General features: G+C 40.7%; 17 protein-coding genes. 7 read left to right on the top strand and 10 right to left on the bottom strand.

Going from position 1 to position 19,331, the window contains the following annotated elements; translation table 11 throughout:
- The first annotated feature begins 356 nt into the window (after positions 1 to 356).
- Positions 357 to 2,612, top strand: a complete 2,256-nt coding sequence (locus MTBBW1_RS18150) for an RnfABCDGE type electron transport complex subunit B (RefSeq protein ID WP_080805661.1) — start codon at positions 357 to 359, stop codon at positions 2,610 to 2,612.
- Positions 2,613 to 2,727: 115 nt separating this feature from the next.
- On the opposite strand, the gene MTBBW1_RS18145 is transcribed toward MTBBW1_RS18150, so the two are convergent.
- From MTBBW1_RS18145 to MTBBW1_RS18125, 5 genes are all read right to left on the bottom strand, one after another.
- Positions 2,728 to 3,648 (bottom strand): manganese-dependent inorganic pyrophosphatase, encoded by a 921-nt coding sequence (locus tag MTBBW1_RS18145; protein WP_080805659.1) that lies wholly within the window; start codon positions 3,646 to 3,648, stop codon positions 2,728 to 2,730.
- A 265-nt stretch (positions 3,649 to 3,913) separates the two neighbouring features.
- A complete protein-coding gene (locus MTBBW1_RS18140) occupies positions 3,914 to 4,633 on the bottom strand; it encodes a pyridoxine 5'-phosphate synthase (RefSeq protein ID WP_080805656.1) in 720 nt (239 codons plus the stop codon).
- An 8-nt stretch (positions 4,634 to 4,641) separates the two neighbouring features.
- Positions 4,642 to 5,013, bottom strand: a complete 372-nt coding sequence (gene ybeY, locus MTBBW1_RS18135; RefSeq protein ID WP_245809463.1) for an rRNA maturation RNase YbeY — start codon at positions 5,011 to 5,013, stop codon at positions 4,642 to 4,644.
- Positions 5,003 to 7,306 (bottom strand): HD family phosphohydrolase, encoded by a 2,304-nt coding sequence (locus tag MTBBW1_RS18130; RefSeq protein ID WP_245809462.1) that lies wholly within the window; start codon positions 7,304 to 7,306, stop codon positions 5,003 to 5,005. Before MTBBW1_RS18130 ends, ybeY begins: the two co-directional genes overlap by 11 nt.
- Before the next feature lie 87 nt (positions 7,307 to 7,393).
- Positions 7,394 to 8,350 (bottom strand): PhoH family protein, encoded by a 957-nt coding sequence (locus MTBBW1_RS18125; RefSeq protein WP_080805651.1) that lies wholly within the window; start codon positions 8,348 to 8,350, stop codon positions 7,394 to 7,396.
- 244 nt (positions 8,351 to 8,594) lie between these two features.
- Between MTBBW1_RS18125 and MTBBW1_RS18120 the strand changes: the two genes are divergently transcribed.
- From MTBBW1_RS18120 to hisF, 4 genes are all read left to right on the top strand, one after another.
- Positions 8,595 to 9,170, top strand: a complete 576-nt coding sequence (locus tag MTBBW1_RS18120; protein ID WP_080805649.1) for a CvpA family protein — start codon at positions 8,595 to 8,597, stop codon at positions 9,168 to 9,170.
- A 39-nt stretch (positions 9,171 to 9,209) separates the two neighbouring features.
- Positions 9,210 to 10,034, top strand: coding sequence for a nucleoside triphosphate pyrophosphohydrolase (mazG, locus tag MTBBW1_RS18115; RefSeq protein WP_245809461.1), 825 nt, complete (start codon positions 9,210 to 9,212; stop codon positions 10,032 to 10,034).
- Positions 10,035 to 10,249: 215 nt separating this feature from the next.
- The gene (gene hisH / locus MTBBW1_RS18110) at positions 10,250 to 10,876 is read left to right on the top strand and encodes an imidazole glycerol phosphate synthase subunit HisH (RefSeq protein ID WP_080805646.1); all 627 of its coding nucleotides are present in this window, start codon (positions 10,250 to 10,252) and stop codon (positions 10,874 to 10,876) included.
- Positions 10,877 to 10,882: 6 nt separating this feature from the next.
- Complete coding sequence (hisF, locus tag MTBBW1_RS18105; protein WP_080805644.1) at positions 10,883 to 11,659, top strand: imidazole glycerol phosphate synthase subunit HisF; 777 nt, start codon at positions 10,883 to 10,885, stop codon at positions 11,657 to 11,659.
- A gap of 243 nt (positions 11,660 to 11,902) precedes the next feature.
- On the opposite strand, the gene MTBBW1_RS18100 is transcribed toward hisF, so the two are convergent.
- The 5 genes from MTBBW1_RS18100 to MTBBW1_RS18085 form a co-directional block, all read right to left on the bottom strand.
- Positions 11,903 to 12,367, bottom strand: coding sequence for a hypothetical protein (locus MTBBW1_RS18100; protein WP_080805642.1), 465 nt, complete (start codon positions 12,365 to 12,367; stop codon positions 11,903 to 11,905).
- A 773-nt stretch (positions 12,368 to 13,140) separates the two neighbouring features.
- A complete protein-coding gene (gene flgM / locus MTBBW1_RS18095; protein WP_080805640.1) occupies positions 13,141 to 13,437 on the bottom strand; it encodes a flagellar biosynthesis anti-sigma factor FlgM in 297 nt (98 codons plus the stop codon).
- Between the two features lie 341 nt (positions 13,438 to 13,778).
- On the bottom strand, positions 13,779 to 14,207 hold the full coding sequence (locus MTBBW1_RS18090) for a DVU0524 family FlgM-associated protein (RefSeq protein WP_080805637.1): 429 nt from the start codon (positions 14,205 to 14,207) through the stop codon (positions 13,779 to 13,781).
- 119 nt (positions 14,208 to 14,326) lie between these two features.
- Positions 14,327 to 14,587: a hypothetical protein gene (locus MTBBW1_RS30225; protein ID WP_342743929.1), complete on the bottom strand. Its 261-nt coding sequence runs from the start codon at positions 14,585 to 14,587 to the stop codon at positions 14,327 to 14,329.
- Between the two features lie 48 nt (positions 14,588 to 14,635).
- On the bottom strand, positions 14,636 to 15,616 hold the full coding sequence (locus tag MTBBW1_RS18085; RefSeq protein WP_342743928.1) for a class II fructose-bisphosphate aldolase: 981 nt from the start codon (positions 15,614 to 15,616) through the stop codon (positions 14,636 to 14,638).
- Positions 15,617 to 16,148: 532 nt separating this feature from the next.
- Here MTBBW1_RS18085 and MTBBW1_RS18080 point away from each other — a divergent pair.
- The gene (locus MTBBW1_RS18080) at positions 16,149 to 16,751 is read left to right on the top strand and encodes a TetR/AcrR family transcriptional regulator (protein ID WP_342743927.1); all 603 of its coding nucleotides are present in this window, start codon (positions 16,149 to 16,151) and stop codon (positions 16,749 to 16,751) included.
- A gap of 456 nt (positions 16,752 to 17,207) precedes the next feature.
- The gene (locus tag MTBBW1_RS18075; protein ID WP_245809468.1) at positions 17,208 to 19,208 is read left to right on the top strand and encodes a (Fe-S)-binding protein; all 2,001 of its coding nucleotides are present in this window, start codon (positions 17,208 to 17,210) and stop codon (positions 19,206 to 19,208) included.
- Positions 19,209 to 19,331 lie beyond the last annotated feature (123 nt).

The following is a 19,331-nucleotide window of genomic DNA, read 5'->3' as shown; positions in this document are numbered from 1 at the left end:
ATGTCAATGAATGTACTCCATTTTGATCTCTCCATTTTTGATGCATATCTTGACTTTTTACTTTTCAGATGGTTATAAGAATTGAGTTATTAAATTTATGGAGCTTCTTGGTGGAAAATCGAGCAGATATAGTTGCCAGGATATCAAGTTTGATGAACCTGTAAAAAGGTCAGTTTATCGCATTTTTGCAATTATAATATAATATAATATAGATTATAATACTGAAATTAAATATTATAATACTGAAATTAATAATTGCGATTTTGCAGATTTTTACTTTTTACGAAACCATCAAATTTTACCAAATGTGTTTTTTTGCACAATCGGTTTTTCTGGAAACTGTAGAGAGGAGAAAAATGATACAGTCGGTAATTATGATGGGTGGCCTGGGTTTGGTTATCGGTGGTGCGCTTGCGTTTGCGTCCAAAATTTTTTATGTATATGTGGATCCGCTTGTTGCGGCAATAGATGATGTTCTTCCAGGGGCAAACTGCGGAGGATGCGGCTATCCTGGATGTACTCCAAATGCAGAAGCCATTGCAAGCGGGAAATCATCTCCGGATTCATGCGTTGCTGCAGGGCCTGATGTTGCCATTGCAATTGCCGCTCTTATGGGAGTAAGTATTGGAGAAAAGGAGCCTGAAATTGCCCGTTCTGGATGTTATTATGGAACAAAAGATGCTGATGTTAAATATCTGTATGATGGCATAAATGACTGCCGTGCTGCTGCAATGGTATTTGGTGGCATGAAGGAGTGCAATATTGGCTGCCTTGGCATGGGAACCTGTGTTGCTGCATGTCCGTTTGGTGCCCTGGAGATGGGTGAACATGGCCTTCCTGTTGTTGATGTTGAAAAGTGTACGGCCTGCGGTACATGCGAGAAAATATGCCCCAAGAACATTATTAGAATCACCTCTGTTTCCATGCGTATCATGAAGGAATATACAGAGGATAAGTGCATTACACCTTGTCAGAGGGCGTGTCCCACTGGAATTGATATCCGTGAATATCTGGCGAGAATCCGTCAGGGCGACAATGGGGGTGCTGTTCAGGTAATCAAGGAGAGAAATCCTTTTCCAACTGTAATAGGAAGAATATGCCCAGCTCCCTGTGAATCTGAGTGTAGAAGGCAACTTGTTGATGAGTCCGTTGCCATTAACAATCTGAAACGTTTTGTCTGCGACATAGAGATGGATCTCGGTAAAAGAGTTCAACCATATAAAGCACCTGCAACCGGTAGAAAAGTTGCTGTTATAGGTGGTGGTGTTGAAGGTTTGTCTGCTGCATTTTTTACAGCACGATTGGGTCATGAGCCTACTGTATTTGAGGCAACATCAATTCTTGGTGGACTTTTAAGAATTGCCATTGCTGATGAAAGATTGCCAATGGATGTCCTTGACTGGGATATTGAAGGTATCCTTGAAATGGGTGTCAATGTTAAAACCGGTATGAAAGCAGGTGAAAACTTTACAATTCCTTCTCTGCTTGCAAAAGGATACGAGGCTGTATTTACCGCCACAGGTGGATGGGACAGCAGGTTGTCAAGGGGTGAAATCTCTGAAATTACAACCGTTTTTCCAGGTGGATATCTCATGATTGACCTTCTGAGGGCTGATATTCAGAAGTCCCAGAGAATTCCATGTGGCAGAAACGTGGTGATTGTCGGTGGCGGTTCCATGGCTTCTGAAGCTGTGAAGGTGTGTCGTGAGCAGGGTGCTGAAAATATTACAGTGCTTTCAAGAAAAACTGCTGAATTATCTAACTTTGACAGTGATTCTGTTGATTCAATGACCGGAAATGGAGCCACAATTATTTATTCTGCCGGCCTTACCAAAGTAATTGGTCAGGATGAAAAGCTTTGCCAGATTGAATGTACAGATCTTGCCACAGGAAACAAGACGTTGATTGATGCCCAGACTGTTATTCTATCTGCCGGAAGGTTTCCTGAACTTGTTTTTATCAGGACAAACCTCAATGAGCAGGAAGGTGAGGAAAATGAGGCTGTTAAAGTGCAGGAAATTTCTGACAATTCTTCCACCTCTTCAACTGATAATGGTACTGCTTTTGCTGATAAAGATGAATTGTCAGATCAGGGTGCGTCATCAGATAAAAAGCAACAGCCTATTTTCTGGGAGGGTTATGAAATTTATAAAGCACCTTCAAATAAAGCAGAGCTTGGCTTTCTGTCCCCTGAAGATGAATTGAGCGGATACAGTGCTGCTGTTGTTGCCATTAATGGCGGAAGGCGTGCTGCTGCAACAATTCACAAGCTTATGTATGGCCTTCCTGTAAATGATGTAAAACGACCTGTGACAAAGCGTTCAATCCTGCAGGGAGTAACCTCTGTGGAAAATGTCCAGATAATGCCAAGAAATTTTATGCCTCTTAATGAATCTGGTGCATTAAAGGCTGGAAAAAATGGCAAAGTAGCTGAGCTTTATAATGGCTACACTCCTGAAAAGGCTCAGAATGAGGCAGAAAGATGCCTTAAATGCGGATTGCTCTGCTATGAAAGAACTTTGATTCAGGAAGAGGTGGATGAGGTAAATGAAAAGAGTGCATCTGAAAAGAACACTCCTGAAAAGAGTACTCCTGAAAAATCTGCTGCGTGATGTGATGATTATGATAACAGTTTGATTTAAAAACTAAAAAGGGGCAGATCCTTCGGGATCTGCCCCTTTTTGATTTATGAATTGGGATAAGATTTAAAATCAATCACCAAAGTTTTTATGCAAAGGCTTTCTCAAGGTTTGGAACAACCTGTTTTTTACGGCTCATAACGCCATCAAGCCATGCTTTTCCATCGGCAGGTTTTACGCCAAAAGCTTTTTCAATAACAGAGTCATCATCAGAAACGATAAGAACTTCAGAACCCTCTTTGATAATGTCTGTAAGAAGCAGGAATATACTGTGATGTCCGCCCTCTTTTTTCAGGGTGGCAATGTCAGCAGCAAGATCAGCTTTAACACCGTCAAGGATGGAAAGATCCACAACCTCAAGCTGTCCAATACCAACCTTATTTCCACTCATGTCAAAGTCTTTGTAATCACGTTTTACAAGGTCTCTTATTGGAGTTCCTTCAACTGCTGATTTAACCTTGAACATATCCATTCCAAGTGCCTGAACATCATCAACACCTGAAATCTTTGCAAGATCTTCACATGCCGCCTTATCTTTATCTGTGCAGGTTGCAGATTTAAAAATAACGGTATCACTGAGGATTGCACAAAGCAGGATACCTGCAATATCCTGTGGAATCTCCACATTAAAAAAGTTATACATTGATTTGATCACGGTGCAGGTACATCCTACAGGCCAGATCCAGCACTCTAAGGGCTGTGATGTTGTGACATCACCAAGTTTGTGATGATCAACAATACCCAGAATATTGGCCTTTCCAAGATCATCAGGACTCTGAGCAAGATCTGAATGGTCAACCAGGTAAACATCCTTGCCTGCATATGAAGTAACAACTTCCGGAGCAGCTACACCAAATTTTTCAAGAACAAACTTTGATTCAGGTGTCAGCTCACCCTGCATGGCAGGAGCAATATCTTCACCAAGTTTCTTTTTAAGATCTGCAAGTGCAATTGCAGCGCAGACAGAGTCTGTATCTGGATTTTTGTGACCAAACGTTAAAATTGACATAAAACCTCCTAAGTAAATTGTCTCTTTGGTTAATATAAAGCGATGATCAATGGGACAATTGATCATCAGTGTTTTTGTGGATTGTCTATAAGGTGGTGTCCCAAATATGTTGATGAGCTCTTCACAAACCTTGATTCAGCAGGGCTTTCACAAAAAGATATCAACACTTTTATGACACTACCGTCTATAATGATTGTTGCCTTGTTGAGGCAAAAGTTTTGCTATGCTGTTATAAAGATAAAAACAGATATTCTCAAGAGAAAATTTAAAGTTCTCTTACAAGTGCCACCATATCACGGACAGCCTGTTCCATACCTGTTATGGTGGAACGTGCAACTATGCTGTGACCTATGCTGAACTCATCAATGGCATTTAGCCCCCTGAAGCGTTTTATGGTGTGGTAGCATAAGCCGTGACCGGCATTTACACCAAGTTCAAGCTCTTTTGCAATCTTTGCGGCCTCCACAATGCGTCCAAACTCCTCTTCCCGCTCCTTTTCGGTCTTTGCATCGCAGAAAGCACCTGTATGAATTTCAATCATATCTGCGTTTAGTTTCTTGGCAGTTTTTATCTGCTCTAAATCAGGGTCAATGAAAATGCTGACCAGGATTTTAAAGCTTTGAAGTTGCTCAATAGTTCTGCTTATGGCATCTTTGTGGGTTATTATATCAAGACCACCTTCTGTGCTTATCTCCTCTTTTCTTTCAGGGACAAGGGTGACAAGATCAGGCTTGATATCTGCCGCAATGTCAAGCATTTCCGGAGTCGATGCCATTTCAAGTATAAGTTTTGTTCTGACAGTCTGCCTAAGAATTCTAACATCCCGCTCCTGTATATGACGTCGATCTCCCCTGAGATGAACAACAATACCATCTGCGCCTGCTGTTTCAGCAGCAAAGGCTGCTGCAACAGGGTCAGGATAGTTTATCTTTCTTGCCTCTCTGATTGTTGCTATGTGGTCAACATTAACTGCAAGTTGTGCCATGCTGCCTCCTAAAAATAGTCAAGTTCGCTTTCTGGTTCTATCAGTTTCAGAAGTTCAAGGCTTTTTTCAACCATTTTTCTCTCTTGATCTTCCCCTGTTTCATGGTCATAGCCGACAAGGTGCAAAATTCCGTGTACCAGAAGCTGGGAGAGACGCTCTTCAAGAGTGATTCCTGATTCAATGGCCTCTTTTTGTGCAGTTGGAAGAGATATTACAAGATCACCAAGAAGGTTTGCCCCCATATCCTGAAAATCACCTTCGATCATGGAGAATGAAAGTACGTTGGTTGTATTGTCAATGCCTCTGTAGGAACTGTTTAATTCCCGCATATGATCGTCATCGGTTATGACAATGGAAATTTCATGATTATCATATCCCAAGGCGCTTAAGATTTGCCTGATTTTTTGTTTTATCCGGCTGAGGCTGATCTTTGGCAACTTTTGCAGGTTCTGAATCTGTATGTTCCGGTTTTCCATTTTTCTCTTTTTTAGGCTCCTGGGGTTTATTGTCGTACTCTATTCTGTGGTGGTAAAGCCCTGTAAGAATTTTGTTGAAACTTTTGGCAATCTGGTGAAGATCTTTTAGTGTAAGTTCACACTCTTCAAGCTGCCCGTCTGCAAAAATTGCGTTTATCAGCTCCTGCACCCTGCCTTGAATCCTTGCCGGAGTTGGCCTTTCAAGGGTTCTGAGAGCAGCTTCAACAACATCTGCAAGCATGACAATTCCGGTCTCCCTTGTCTGGGGTTTAGGGCCGGGGTATCTGAAATCGCTCTCTTTAACTCCATCTTCTCCGTGTATTTTGATGCTTTTGTTGTAGAAGTAGCGAATGAGGCTTGTGCCGTGATGCTGCTGGATTGTATCCATTATATCCTGACCCAGCTTGTACTCCCTGGCATACTCTACCCCTTTTTTTGTATGCTGGATTAAAACAAGCGCTGACATTGAAGGAGATATCTTGTCATGGCGATTTTTACCATCACTTTGATTTTCAATAAAGTAGAGCGGTTTATCAAGTTTGCCTATATCATGATAAAATGCACACACCTTGGTTTTAAGGCCGCTTACTCCAATGGCCGATGCGGCAGCTTCTGCAAGATTTGCAACAATTACACTGTGGTTGTAGGTGCCAGGTGCCTCTATCATAAGTCTTCTCATTATTGGCTGATCGAGGTTGGAGAGCTCAAGGTACTTGATCTCGGTTGTATAGGAGAAGACAATTTCAATTACAGGGGTAAGTCCTGCTGTGATTATTCCTGCCGTGATTCCCCCAATAGCTGCAAGGGCTGTGTTTTTAAGTAACACTGTAATGTCCGGTTGGGGCTGAGCTGAATATATGCCAAGGGCAATGGCAAGTACGGCATTGAAAAGGGCAAGTTTAAGGCCAGCTGTAATAAAAATTTTTCTCTCCCTGCACTCTTTTATCCAGTATGCACCTGTAATGCTGCTCATCAAAATAAAAATGAATACTTCCATTTTGCTGGCAAATATTATGGTACACATAAGTGATAGAATCAGGGAAAAGCACATTGCAACCTGAAACTCAAGAAAAAGACAGACAGTCATGGCTCCGGCAGCAAGTGGCACCACAAGGTAGAGGGATTCGACTGTTATGCTAAGTGGCATGTCAAGGGGAACTTTTCCTGCAATGGGAGCTGCAATTCTGGCAATACTTAGAAACAGAATGAGCATAAGTGATAGAAAAATGATATTTTTGTTGTGGTATTTTTCAATTGACTGGTGGTGTCTAAGGGATACAATATAGATAACAAGAAGTGATAAAAAAATCACAATTGCCACTCCGCCCCGGGCAAGCATCACATTTTTTTCCTTGATCTGGCTTGTCAGTGCATTGAGCTTGATGATTTTAATCTCATCCACCCGCTCTCCTTCCCTTAAAATCATCTCCCCTTGTTTGATTTTGTATAGGACAGGTTTTATTGTATCCTCTGCTGCCTTGATTCTTTTTTCCGTTTCATTGCGGTTCATTGTGATATTAGGTCTTAGCATCTGTTGGCAGATATCAACAATAAGGTTGCTTAAATTGTAGTTGATTCCCTTAAGAAGTGGGTCTCCTATTATTCTCACCATGGTTTTTGACTGGTCAGGTCCATAGAATATTTTCAGATTATCCACCACTTTTTCCGATGACGAGTCAATGGTTCTGAGTATAATTCCCTTACCATCCTCTTTTAAAAGCAGATCCTTGTTTGCCACAACGCCATTTTTAAGGATCTCTGTCAGTATGATCTTTATTTTATCGGAGATTTCTGTATCAAAGTTATACTTATAGAGTATGTTGAATGCCCCTTTCCCAATTGGAATGCCGAGAATGCTTTCAAATTTATCTTTTGTGGTCATTATGGTTTCAAAGGAAGGGGAAGTTGTCTCTGTTGTCAGGGGGTCTATAGTGTAGAGTTTGCGGGGAATTGAAAATGCCTGATCAATTTTGTCAGAAAGCTGCTGGTGCAATGCAGGATCATAGTCATATACAATTTGTATGTTGTTTCCGGCTTTGTGGCGATTTTCCTGGGTTGCTTCACGATCTTCAATGAAAAAATCCCTGGGCGCCTTGATGTCTCTTTCTGCAATGTCACCCTGTTCGTACAGGTAGCTGATTTTTCCGCTGTGTGGATACAACAGGAAAGCCGAAAACATTGTTATGAAAACCAGCATGCCCCATATTACCGAGGGATGACTCTGGAAAAATGTACTTACTGCCTGGATTGATTTACCTTGTTTCATAGTAGAAAGTATAAAATATTATTTGTGTGTTTTTTTACAATTTTTATCATAGGCATCTATTATTTTGGATACCAACTTATGCCGTACAACATCATTTTTTGTAAAGTAACTGAATTTTAAACCTTCAATGTTCTGGAGAATGTGCTCTGCTTCAACAAGGCCGGATCTCTTGCCGGCAGGGAGATCAGTCTGGGTAACATCTCCTGTGATTACAGCCCTTGAGCTAAAACCTATACGTGTCAAAAACATTTTCATCTGTTCTGAGGTTGTATTCTGGGCTTCATCAAGTATGATAAATGCATTGTTCAGTGTTCTTCCACGCATAAATGCAAGTGGGGCAATTTCAATGGTACCGTGTTCAATAAGTTCCCTTGCTCTGTCAAATGATAGCATGTCGTGCAGAGCGTCATAGAGAGGTCTTAGATAGGGGTTGATTTTATCAGAAAGATCACCCGGCAGAAAACCCAGAGCTTCTCCTGCTTCCACTGCGGGGCGTGTCAGAATAATACGGTTTATCTCTCCTTTGCCAAGGGCAGCCACAGCAAGGGCCATGGCAAGGTAGGTTTTGCCTGTACCGGCAGGTCCTATGGCAAATACAATATCGTGGCGTCGGGCAGCATCAACATATTTTTTCTGGGCAGGATTCCTTGGGGAGATATTTTTTTTTCTGAAAGTGGTGAAGATTGTGTCCAGAAAAATGTCTCTGAGGCTGCATGAATGGTCTTTTTTAAGGGCAAGTGCGGCTGATTCAATGTCTGCCGGATGGATGGTAAATTTTTCCTTTACCAGTTCATAGAGCTGGTTGAGGATTTTTTCTGTAAGGTTGACAGATTCCTGGGAACCCTTGATGACAAGGGTGGTTCCTCTGCTGTCTATTCTGACCCCGGTTGCTTCTGAAATCCGTGCCAGGTTATCGTTGTGATGACCAAACAGATCCCTTGCCGCACCGGCATTGTCAAAGGTGATCTCTTTCATGCCCCATAGATTGCACGCTATTCCACAAAAGGTCAATAAAAACTTGACTGAAAATAGATGCAACTGATAATTAATCCCCTGTTCTGCTGTATTATCTATTACTCGTCAGTTATAAGTTTTTTCAATGATATCTACCAATGGTATTTATAAGAAATAAAAACACAACATATGGTGGCCGATCTGGGAACTTACGACTCTTAATCTATGATTGATGTAGGAAATATAATTGATGTAGGAAATATATATGAACCTATTTGATGTTTTTGTTGTTATCGTACTCTCTTTTTGTCTGATAAGGGGTTATTTCAGGGGTTTCATCAGGGAAATTTCTTCCATCGTAGGGGTCGTTGCGGGTTTTTATGCAGCTCACACATATTACATCATGTTGGCAAGCTATCTTGCCAACTGGGTGGATTTGGGTGTATATGGCAATATAATCTCTTTTATTCTGCTTTTTTGTGTTATCTTTTCATTGACATCCCTGATTGGCCATTTGATCCGTCTTCTTCTCAATGTTGCATTTCTTGGATGGGTCGATGGGTCGTGTGGTGTTTTGTTTGGTGCACTTAAAGGTTTTCTTGTTATTTCTGTTGCCTTTATTATATTGACAGCTCTATTGCCCGGGGGGGCATCATTGATTGAAAATTCTCGTACTGCCCCTTATGTTGCACATTTATCAGAAATGACAGCAATTTTTGCATCCAAAGAGCTCAAGGGTGAGTTCAGGATAAAATTTGATAAAATGAAAGCATTTTGGGAAAAACAGAAAGGAACCATACAGGAAATTCAGAAGAAAAATTTGCCTTTGAAAGGGGCTTGATTTAACAGTGATAATAAAAGGCTTGAAGTGAATAAAAAAATGCAACAAATATGTGATGAAAAGCAGAAATCTGATGATAAAATGGGAAACCTTAACACTATAATCGAAATCATCCAGAGACTGAGAGGAGAGAACGGTTGCCCCTGGGATCGAAAACAGACCCCTAAAACCATGTGGAAATGTCTTGCAGAAGAGATGTATGAACTCCTTTCAGCAATTGAGGGAGATGAGCCAGAAGAGATATGCGATGAGCTTGGTGATGTTTTGTTTCAGCTTGTTTTTATTGCAGAGATCTACAGGGAAAAAGGCACCTTTGATATTGGTAAGAGCATTGCAAAAAGTGCTGCAAAAATGATTCGCCGTCATCCTCATATATATGGAGACAAGACCCTTAAAAATGAACAGGAACTCTGGAACCGATGGGAACGCATAAAAAATGAGGAGAAAAAAGAGGCTGGCAAGAAAAAGCCAGAGTCCCTTCTGGATTCTGTACCCGCAGGTATGCCTTCACTAATGAGGGCATATAAGGTTTCCGAGCGCGCTGTGAGAGCAGGTTTTGACTGGAAAGATATGGAAGAGGTTACTACAAAGGCTTTCGAGGAGTGGAAAGAGTTTGCAGATGCCCTTGAAAATGGAAAGTCCGAAGATATTGCCATGGAATTTGGAGATATTCTTTTTACCCTTACCAATGTTGCACGCCTTGCAGGTGTACATCCTGAGGTAGCTTTGGCTGGTTCAACAGAAAAATTTGAGAAACGCTTCAGATACATGGAGCATCAACTTGGTATTAATGGTCAATCTTTAAAGGATGTGCCGCGGCAGGAGTTGGAAGTATTGTGGGATATGGCAAAAAAAAATATATGATGGCATGAATTTTTTATGTAATACGTGACTTTTATGCAATAAACCCTCATGATAGCGATGGTATCACAACAATGTATGAAAGTCTTTATATGTCAGTATGTTAGGAGACTTTCTAATAAACCCCCATGTTTGCTGACGCATCACAACGAAACATGAAAGTCGTTGTGTATCAGCATCTTATGGAGACTTTCTAATAAATACATAAGAGAGCATATATGATTGTAATAGTTGATTATGGTGCAGGTAATCTGACAAGCGTGCAGCGTGCTGTCTCATATCTGGGATATGAATCGTTGATCACCAATGAGCCTGAAAAAATTGTGAATGCTGAAAGAATCATTTTTCCAGGTGTGGGAGCCGCTGGTTCTGCCATGGAGGAGATGAAGGCAAGGGGAATTGATGATGCCCTTGAAAAGGCGTTCAAATCAGGAATACCAATGCTGGGAATCTGTGTTGGGTGTCAGATTATCATGGATGGAAGCGAGGAGAATGATGCTGTCTGCCTGGGTCTGATTAAAGGAACGGCCAGGGCTTTCCCTTCAGGTATGAAAGAAGAGAATGGAATATTATTAAAAGTTCCTCACATGGGTTGGAATGGTCTTAATGTTGTGCAGCCGCATCCACTTTTTAATGGAGTAGGGAAGGAGGATGAGTTCTATTTTGTCCATAGTTATTTTCCGGAGCCTCTGGATAGGAACAACGTTTTTGGAGTGACTGAGTATGGAGTTGAGTTTGTTTCTGCGGTTGGCTTAAAAAATCTGTTTGCCACACAGTTTCATCTTGAAAAAAGCGGCAAGCCAGGACTTTTAATTTTAAAGAACTTTTGTATATGGGAGCCATAGAGAGCCATGTTGAGTAAACGAATTATCCCCTGCTTAGATGTACGGGAGGGCAGAACAACCAAGGGTATAAAGTTTGAGAACAATGTGGATATCGGTGATCCTGTGGATATGGCACGTTTTTATTATGAGGCTGGAGCTGATGAGCTTGTCTTCTATGATATTACCGCTTCCCATGAAAAACGTAACATCATGATTGATGTTGTAAGAAGGGTGGCTGAGACCATTTTCATACCTTTCTCTGTAGGCGGCGGTATCAGAACTCTTGAAGATATGAGAGCCGTACTCCTCGCAGGTGCCGAAAAGGTAAGTGTAAATTCTGCTGCTGTTAAAAATCCGGATATCATTTCACAGGGCGCAAGGGCATTTGGAAGCCAGTGTGTTGTTCTCGGTATGGATGTTAAATATGTAGGTGAGAAAGAGGGTATTCAATCAGGGTATGAAATTGTAATCAACGGTGGCAGAACCTACATGGGAATGGATGCCCTTGAATGGGCACAAAAAGGTGAAAAACTGGGTGCCGGAGAGATATGTCTCAATTCCATTGATGCTGATGGCACAAAAGATGGTTATGAAATGAATTTGACTCGCCTTGTTTCAGAAAATGTCAACATTCCTGTTATTGCCTCAGGTGGGGCAGGTACTCCAGAACATCTTGCTGATGTACTGACAGAAGGCAGAGCAGATGCTGCCTTGATTGCCTCAATGGTTCATTATGGAACCTACACCATTGCTGATATCAAGGCCCACTTAACCGATAAAGGTATTAAAGTTAGAAAAGCATAAAATATACACTTTTTGTAAATTTTAATTAACACCTTCTGATAATGTCAAGTTAAGCCTAATCCGGCTTAACTTGATAGTATAGGAATTTCCATTTTATCTCCTGCAAAAGCAAGTGGTTATGGAAAAGCCCGCCCGCAGGGCGCTAAGTTCATAGTATAGGAATTTCCATTTTTATCCTGCAAAAGCAGATGGTTATGAAAAAGCCCGCCCGAAGGGCGCTAAGTTCATATCCGGTTCCATAATCTAAAGATAATCCCCCCTTTGAAATTTGATATACTCTGACTGTGCAGTTATGGCACAGTGACAGGCAATATCTTTCAAGGCAGCATCATTTTCAGATAACCCTTCAGTATTTTCTGTCTCCTGTAGCAGACTCTGGGCATTTTTATAGATATCTTCAAGAAGTGTGCTCATCTCCTTCAGAGTAACCTCAGGATTATCCAGTTTTCTTGAATATAGCTCAAGTTTTGAAAGAAGCTCATCTGTCTGGCTTTCAAGAATTCCAGGAGATTCCTCAATTGTCAGGTTAAAAGGGGAAGAAATTTCCCCCAAGGGGGAAAAATTGTTCTGTCCCACTCTTCCTGATTCCTCACCAGATGCCTTTTCCAGAAGGTTCCTGAATAGCTGTCCCTGCTCGGTGTCAGTGGTTTTTCCGGCAGCACTGCTGGTCTGTGTGGATGGCGTGTATGCGTGTATTGGATTAATCATTGGATTCACCTGCTTGCCCTGCGCCTTTAACAGTTAAAAATTTCTTGTAAGTTGATGTTTCAGGTTTCTTTTTCAAGTTGTATTTAACGGAAGAGATAGTGATTTAAAATAAGAAATAATAACTGTTTCAGCATTGGTTGTTGTTATTGTGGTCTTCTGTTTATAGAAGACAAATGCAATATGCATGCCGATTTAAGCTGTCTGGATTGATATTCCCGAAAAATGTACATGTTTTTTCAGACGTTGCAAAACGGCAAATGAAATTTGCAAATCAGGAGATCTATTTTGTTTAAGATCGGCAGATTGATTTGTGAAATAATAATATTTACCATGATTTTAAGATCATGTTAATCATTAAATCTATTTGATAAGGTTGGGAAAGATTTTTGGTGAGTAGATGTAGATTTGGAGGTGATGGAAAGTGATAGCAGAATATTTTTGTTAAGCTGAGGAGAGTAACTTTTAAGGTATCTGATAACCCATGGCCTGATTTCGTCCTCTTCTGATCATTAAATTTGAATTTATATCCACTATAATTTACATGGCGGATCACCGCAAAAATCGAAGAGATGAAAGATGTTTAAAAAAAACAGCAACTTACTGAGGCATTGATATTACTGAGGCTTTCATGTAACGGCCATGGAAGATCCATCTGCCACAACGAAGCATGAAAGTCCTTTAGAGACTTAAAAGACGGGGACTTTTTTATAAAACATTAAACCCGGATATGTTTCCGGGTATAGTTTTTTGATTAAAAATATTGTTGACATGAGTTATCCCATAAATGTGTTTAAAAGTTTTTCAGCCACTTGATCCGGATTTACAGTGTATTCACCATTTGCAATGGCGCTTTTCAGGGCATTTATCTTTTCCGCTCTGTCTGTCCTGGGAGTGTCCATTGCAGAGGCAACCTTCTGGAGCTGGCGGGTTGTGTTCGACAGCGTTACACTGTCTCTTTTTCCAGTAGTTCTGGCAACAGGCTGATTTGCTGTATTTTTTGATGAACGACCCACATCTGAATTGGAATAGGCCGTCTGAATCATAATGCTGCCGGGATAATTGACTTTCATGATACACCTCTCAGTTCTCTGACACCAAAAAGCTTTTCTTCTTGAGCCAAAAAGCCTTTTTTCTTGAACCTTAGTTTTTAAAAAAGAAGCCTTGCGGTATTGGCCTCAAATAGATTCTGTTGCTTTTTCAAAGGTAAAAAATGAGTGAAAATTGCTGATATCCTCTTGCTGAACTTCATGGCTGGCATCCTTTAAATCCATCATTTTAAGTAATGATATGGCAGTCATCATTAGAATGATATGGAATTTTAAGTACTAATGATAATTGTGGAAGCCAGCGGCTCCTAAATTAGGCACAACAATGCTGTGTATAAAATTTAAAAAGTACTCTCGGGATAATATTAAATATCCTCTTCTATGTTTACAGCCTGTTTTGCAAGTTGATTCATGCGATTGAGTATAAACTGTGAATCTTCAACAGATAGAGTTTTGGTGGATTTTTGATTATTCTCATCAATTGAATTGAACATGAATTTTTCACCTTTTTTGGGGCTGAACTCTATTTTTTTGCCACCAGTCTCTTTTTCAGTCTGAATTGCTATCTCTTTTTCCATTGTTGCCCTGGGGCCGACCTTTGTAATCTTGTCAACAATTCCTGATGCCACTTTTTCAATGATTGAGGCCTTTTTCCCTTCGGCAGAGATCCTGACACTGTCAGCAGACTGCTGCTGGTTCCCAGCTTTTTCATTACGGGCAATAATACGTCCCTGGCTCAACTGCTTGCTGTAAACCTTCAGTACGTTTTGTATTTGATATGAAGGTACCTGCATCTCATTTTTCTCCTTTAGCCTCTATATCGGCACGGAAGGATGTAAACTGAAAGATTATTTTTAATAATTTCTGGTGCTCATGTCAAAAATCAAAATATCAAATGTGAGTTTTAACTCTGTTAGTCATCAAAATCACCGGATGGACCAGTGGGGTTGTCCATGAGTTTGCCTTTTTCCAGGATTTGTTCCTTTGTCCAGTTTTCGGGATTTTCAATTATTCCTGTTTTATTACCGGGATCAGGAGTGCCTGTCCTTATTATATCTTCAATGGCAATGGAAGCTGTATCTTCAGCATTAAAGACATTGACCAGAATATTGTACACAAACTCTTCAACACCCTTTGCCATTCTTTCACGGATTGATTTTGGCTGGGCAAGCAAAACTGGTTCAAATGGAAGATTCAGCTTTTAAAATCTCCGCCTTTAAGCTTATGCGCATCTGCATATTGCAGCATCTTTTGCCAGGTTTTCATTAACACCAAGATCTGGCTCTTTTATAAAGTTGCCGTTGTCATCAAGTATTGCATTGCCATAATCATTTACCTGAACTCCCCAGGAGATCATCTGAAGTGCTGTGGCAACATTGGCCTTTGTTGTAAGTGTGTTTTGTGCAATGTTTCTGAGCCGCTGGGAGCTGTTGCCAGAGGTTCCGTGCTGTGCACCTGAAACATTGTAGGGCTTCAGGGTATCATGAATTTGTGCTGTTAATTCAACATTGATTCCTGAGTCACTTGATTCAATTCCGTGGGTGGTTCCGTTGTTGAGTGCAATCCAGTTTGGGAAAATACCGTGGGCATTAAGACCCTGAATAAGGAAAAGTGCCTCTTCTGGTGTGGAGAGACCAAGATTTCCTTTTATCTCACCAACTTCAGTTTCAAGGCCAGCCCAGTCAGGTATAAATGGTTTTAGTGCAATGTTTGCAAGAAGATTTTGATCATCAGGCAGATGGGATGCATCTATGGCAATGGATGTTACTCCTGCATCAAAAAGGGTTGGAATCTCAACGCTTGCCTGCTCAATTTCATCAGAACTTTTAATTCCAAAGTGGTCAGCATGAATGGCTACAGGGATGGTGATATTAAGTTCATTGCAAAGTGCATCCACATGACGGGCAATGTTCCAGAGGTTTACAGCGCAGTATGCCGATGTACCTCCTTCGGAACGGGCAATTTCGATAATAATGGCGGCATTTGCCCTTTGGGCAGCCATGAGAGAACCTTTTATTACAAAATAATTTCTTCCATTGGCTGCTATGGTCATTGCTTTGCCTTTGGTGAGCATGGCTCTGTCAATATATTTGCCGCTGACGATAAGTGCGCGGGAGTTGGGGAAAATCGATTTAATGTTTTCCGGTCTTCCTGCTTCAAGGGCTTTTGTAAAATCCCTGGTATTAATTGAATGGTTGGGCACGTTATCCTCCTTGATTCTATATTTTATTATTGTTCAAGTTTTTGCATGGAACAGGAAAAAAATCAAGGACTTGCTTTTAAATGAATTGATACTCATAAGCACTATTCGGGTTGATTGTTCATTTTATTTAAACTATCCTGTTTGTAATATGTGTTTTAATGCACTGATTTTAATTGATTTTTTTGCAGTACTTTTTTTTCGATGAAAATAAAAATATCATCTTGACACATGGAAAAAAAATTTGATAGTGTATGAATATAAATTCATTTGAGGTTTCTGGTGTGATTGTTTTATCCTTATGTTTTTGATTAACGTACATGGCGGATACCTGCCACAATCTAAGGAGTGAAAGTCGTTTTTAAAACAGGCTGCTACCGAGACTTTCATATAAAAACCTTCATGGACGGACTCCGGCAACCCCCGATCATGAAAATGATAGGGTATTTTCACGGTAAAGTAAAAAGAAGGCTTGGGCGGATGGCTGCTTACGGGTTTATTTTTGTATATTTCCACAAATTGAAGGGGTGAAGCCTTGCTGAAAGAGAGAGAAAGAGAAAAAACAGAAAAATACTATTCAATTTTAAACGGTGCCGGAGCAGTCTTTGCCAGATTTGGTTTTCATAAATCTACTATCTCCCAGATTGCGGCTGAGGCAGGAGTTGCAGATGGCACTATCTATCTATATTTTAAGAATAAAGATGATATACTGTATCAGTTTTTGAATTTTAAGAGTACCCATTTTTTCCAGAAAATGAGAGATGCCGTTAATGGTGCTGAAAACGCTGAATTGAAACTCAGAAATCTAATTGAGTGTCATCTCAGGGAGTTTCAGAATGATATTAACATGGCGGTTATTTTTCAGTCAGAGGTGAGGTATCGCAGAGGTATTGAAAGTCACCTTAAGGATGTCTCCAAGGTCTATCTGGAGTTTCTTTCGGAAATAATTGAACAGGGGCAGATGGAAGGGCGAATGCGTCAGGATCTTTTTGTTGGACTTGTAAAGAGATTTATCCTTGGTGCTGTTGAAGGGGTCATAAACACCTGGGTTGCAGCAGATGGCAAATATGATCTTGTATCCATGGCAGACCCCCTTGTGGATTTATATATGAACGGCATTCAAAACAATGCCGCATAATAATAATGCCTCATAATATATGGTTTTTCAGGCATCTTTCATTTCCCAGTTTACACTTTCCCGAACAGAATGACCGTTTTTCGAGGATACTGTTCCGGAAAGTGTAAAGTACTTTCTGTATTATATGTAAGGATGTCGTTTTTCAGCCCTGGTTTATTTTAAAAAAAATATTTTATCTGGAGAACTCATATTTTTGACCTTGGAAATTAAGGTGTACAACTTTTTTGGTGGAAATTTATAGGAACATATATGATCTGAATGGCATATAGAAGCTAAATAGCCTTTTTTCTTGACGTTTCGCATATTGTTCATTAAACATGTGAATCCATATTCAGTAAAGAGGAAAAAGGTGTTCACGTAATATTAATAATTTTATTTATGGAGTAACATCATGTCACCATTGATTGGACCAGCAAGTTTCAAGTTTTTCGGTTTTTCCCTGCTGTTATTTTGTCTGTGCTCATACCTGTGGCAGGAATAGGCTTTTTTGCCTATATCATGGCAAGGCGTATTGCACCACTTGTAAGGGCAGCCCCTGACAATCGCTTTGATAATATTGTTGACCGTTTGAAAAATCTTTTTTTCATCTGGCTTGGCCAGCTCCGTCAGCCACGTTACAGAACAGCGGGTATTCTGCATATTGTCATCTTTGCAGGTTTTCTTGTACTTTCCATTCGCTCCATATCCCTTGTATTAATTGGCATATCCCACGATTTTGTATTACCGGGTTTTAATGGATTTATTGGGGATATCTACAATTTTTTCAAGGATTATGCAGCAACAGCAGTGTTGATTGCCTGTATTGTTGCAGCGGTGCGAAGAGGTATTGTAAGACCATCAAGGTATGATGTTCCTGAAAAATATGGAAAAGATCATACAGCAGAAGCTGTTTTTGTTCTCGGTGTTATTTCAACCCTCATGATATCCGAAAGCATGTTTGAGGCAACAGAACTTGCAGCAGAAATGCAGCATACAGGACATTCTGAATTCATAGCTCCGCTTTCACTTGTCTGGTTTTTCCGTGGCATGGTTTCTGAATTTTCCCACAGCACCCTTCAGGGACTGCACCTTGTCATGTACTATATACATGATCTTACCTTTTTCTTCTTTCTCTGCTTTCTTCCCATGGGAAAACATTTCCATGTTATTACATCAATATTCAATGTCTTTTTCATGCGTGTCAAAAAGGGCAATATCAAGCCGGTTGTACATGGAGTCTCTGTGGAAGGGCTTGACGATCTTGAATCATTTGGCGTTAAAAATCTTGAGGATTTCACATGGAAGCACATGCTTGATTTCTACTCCTGTGCTGACTGCGGCCGATGTTCTGATCAATGTCCAGCCAATGCTGTGGGACGTCCGCTCTCTCCAAGATTTATCACAATCAAGGCAAGGGATCTGATCTTCAGAAATTATCCCCTGTCAGGAGAGATCTACAAAAGCGAGATGTTGGTGCAGGATATCTATACAGAGGATGAGATCTGGTCATGTACCACCTGTGGTGCCTGTGAAGAGGAGTGTCCCCTTGGTATAGAGTATATTGACAAAATGGTTGATATGCGACGAGGTATGGTGGATGAAGGGATGGTACCCCAAAGCCTTCAGAAACCTTTAAAAGCCCTTGAAAAACGTGGAAATCCATATGGCATCATGGAGAAAAAACGTGCGGACTGGAGCAGTGAAAAAGAGTTCAAGGCTGAGTGTGAAGTTAAGGTCCTTGAAAAAGGCGCTGTTGCAGATACTCTCTTCTTTGTGGACAGTATCACATCCTTTGATGACAATATAAAGACAATTGCCCAGAATACTTCAAAGATTCTCAAAAAGGCAGGGGTTGATTTCGGAATCCTTGGCAAGGCGGAAAAAGATAGTGGTAACGAGGTGTTAAGGTTTGGTGAAGAGATGCTTTTTCAGGATCTGAAAGCCCAGAACACAGCAGCTATTCTGGATTCAGGCGTTAAAGAGATTGTGACAGCAGACCCCCATGCCTACAATGCCCTTAAAAATGACTACAGTGATCTGCCACCGGTAAAACACGTAAGTCAGGTTATTACAGAAAAGATTAAATCCGGTGCCTTGGCACTTAAACCTGCCATTGATCCGGATGCAGTTTATGTCTATCATGACCCCTGTTATCTTGGACGTCATAACGGTGTATATGAAGACCCGAGAGAAGCCCTTGATGCCATAAAGAATCTCAACCGTGTTGAGCTTGAAAAAAGCCGTGATCGTTCATTCTGCTGTGGTGGTGGTGGTCTTATGCTCTTTTATGAGCCGGAAGAGGAGACAAGAATGGGCGTTTTGCGTGTAAACATGGCAGCAGAAGCCGGTGCCACTGTGATTGTAACAGCATGTCCCTTCTGCCTTGTAAATATTCAGGATGCAATCAAGGTTGCAGGCAAGGAAGGTGAAATTATCGCAATGGATTTTACCCAGCTTATTGAAGAGCATTTGGCATAAAGCCTAAATTCAGGCATTCTTCATATCATACAGAAAGTACTTTACACTTTCCGGAACAGGAGCTTCTAAAAACGGGCTTCTGTTCGGAAAAGTGTAAACTGGCAAATGAAAGATGCCTAAATT

Source organism: Desulfamplus magnetovallimortis (assembly GCF_900170035.1).
GTDB classification, from domain to species: Bacteria; Desulfobacterota; Desulfobacteria; order Desulfobacterales; family Desulfobacteraceae; genus Desulfamplus; species Desulfamplus magnetovallimortis.
This window is presented reverse-complemented; position numbering and strand designations above follow the sequence as displayed.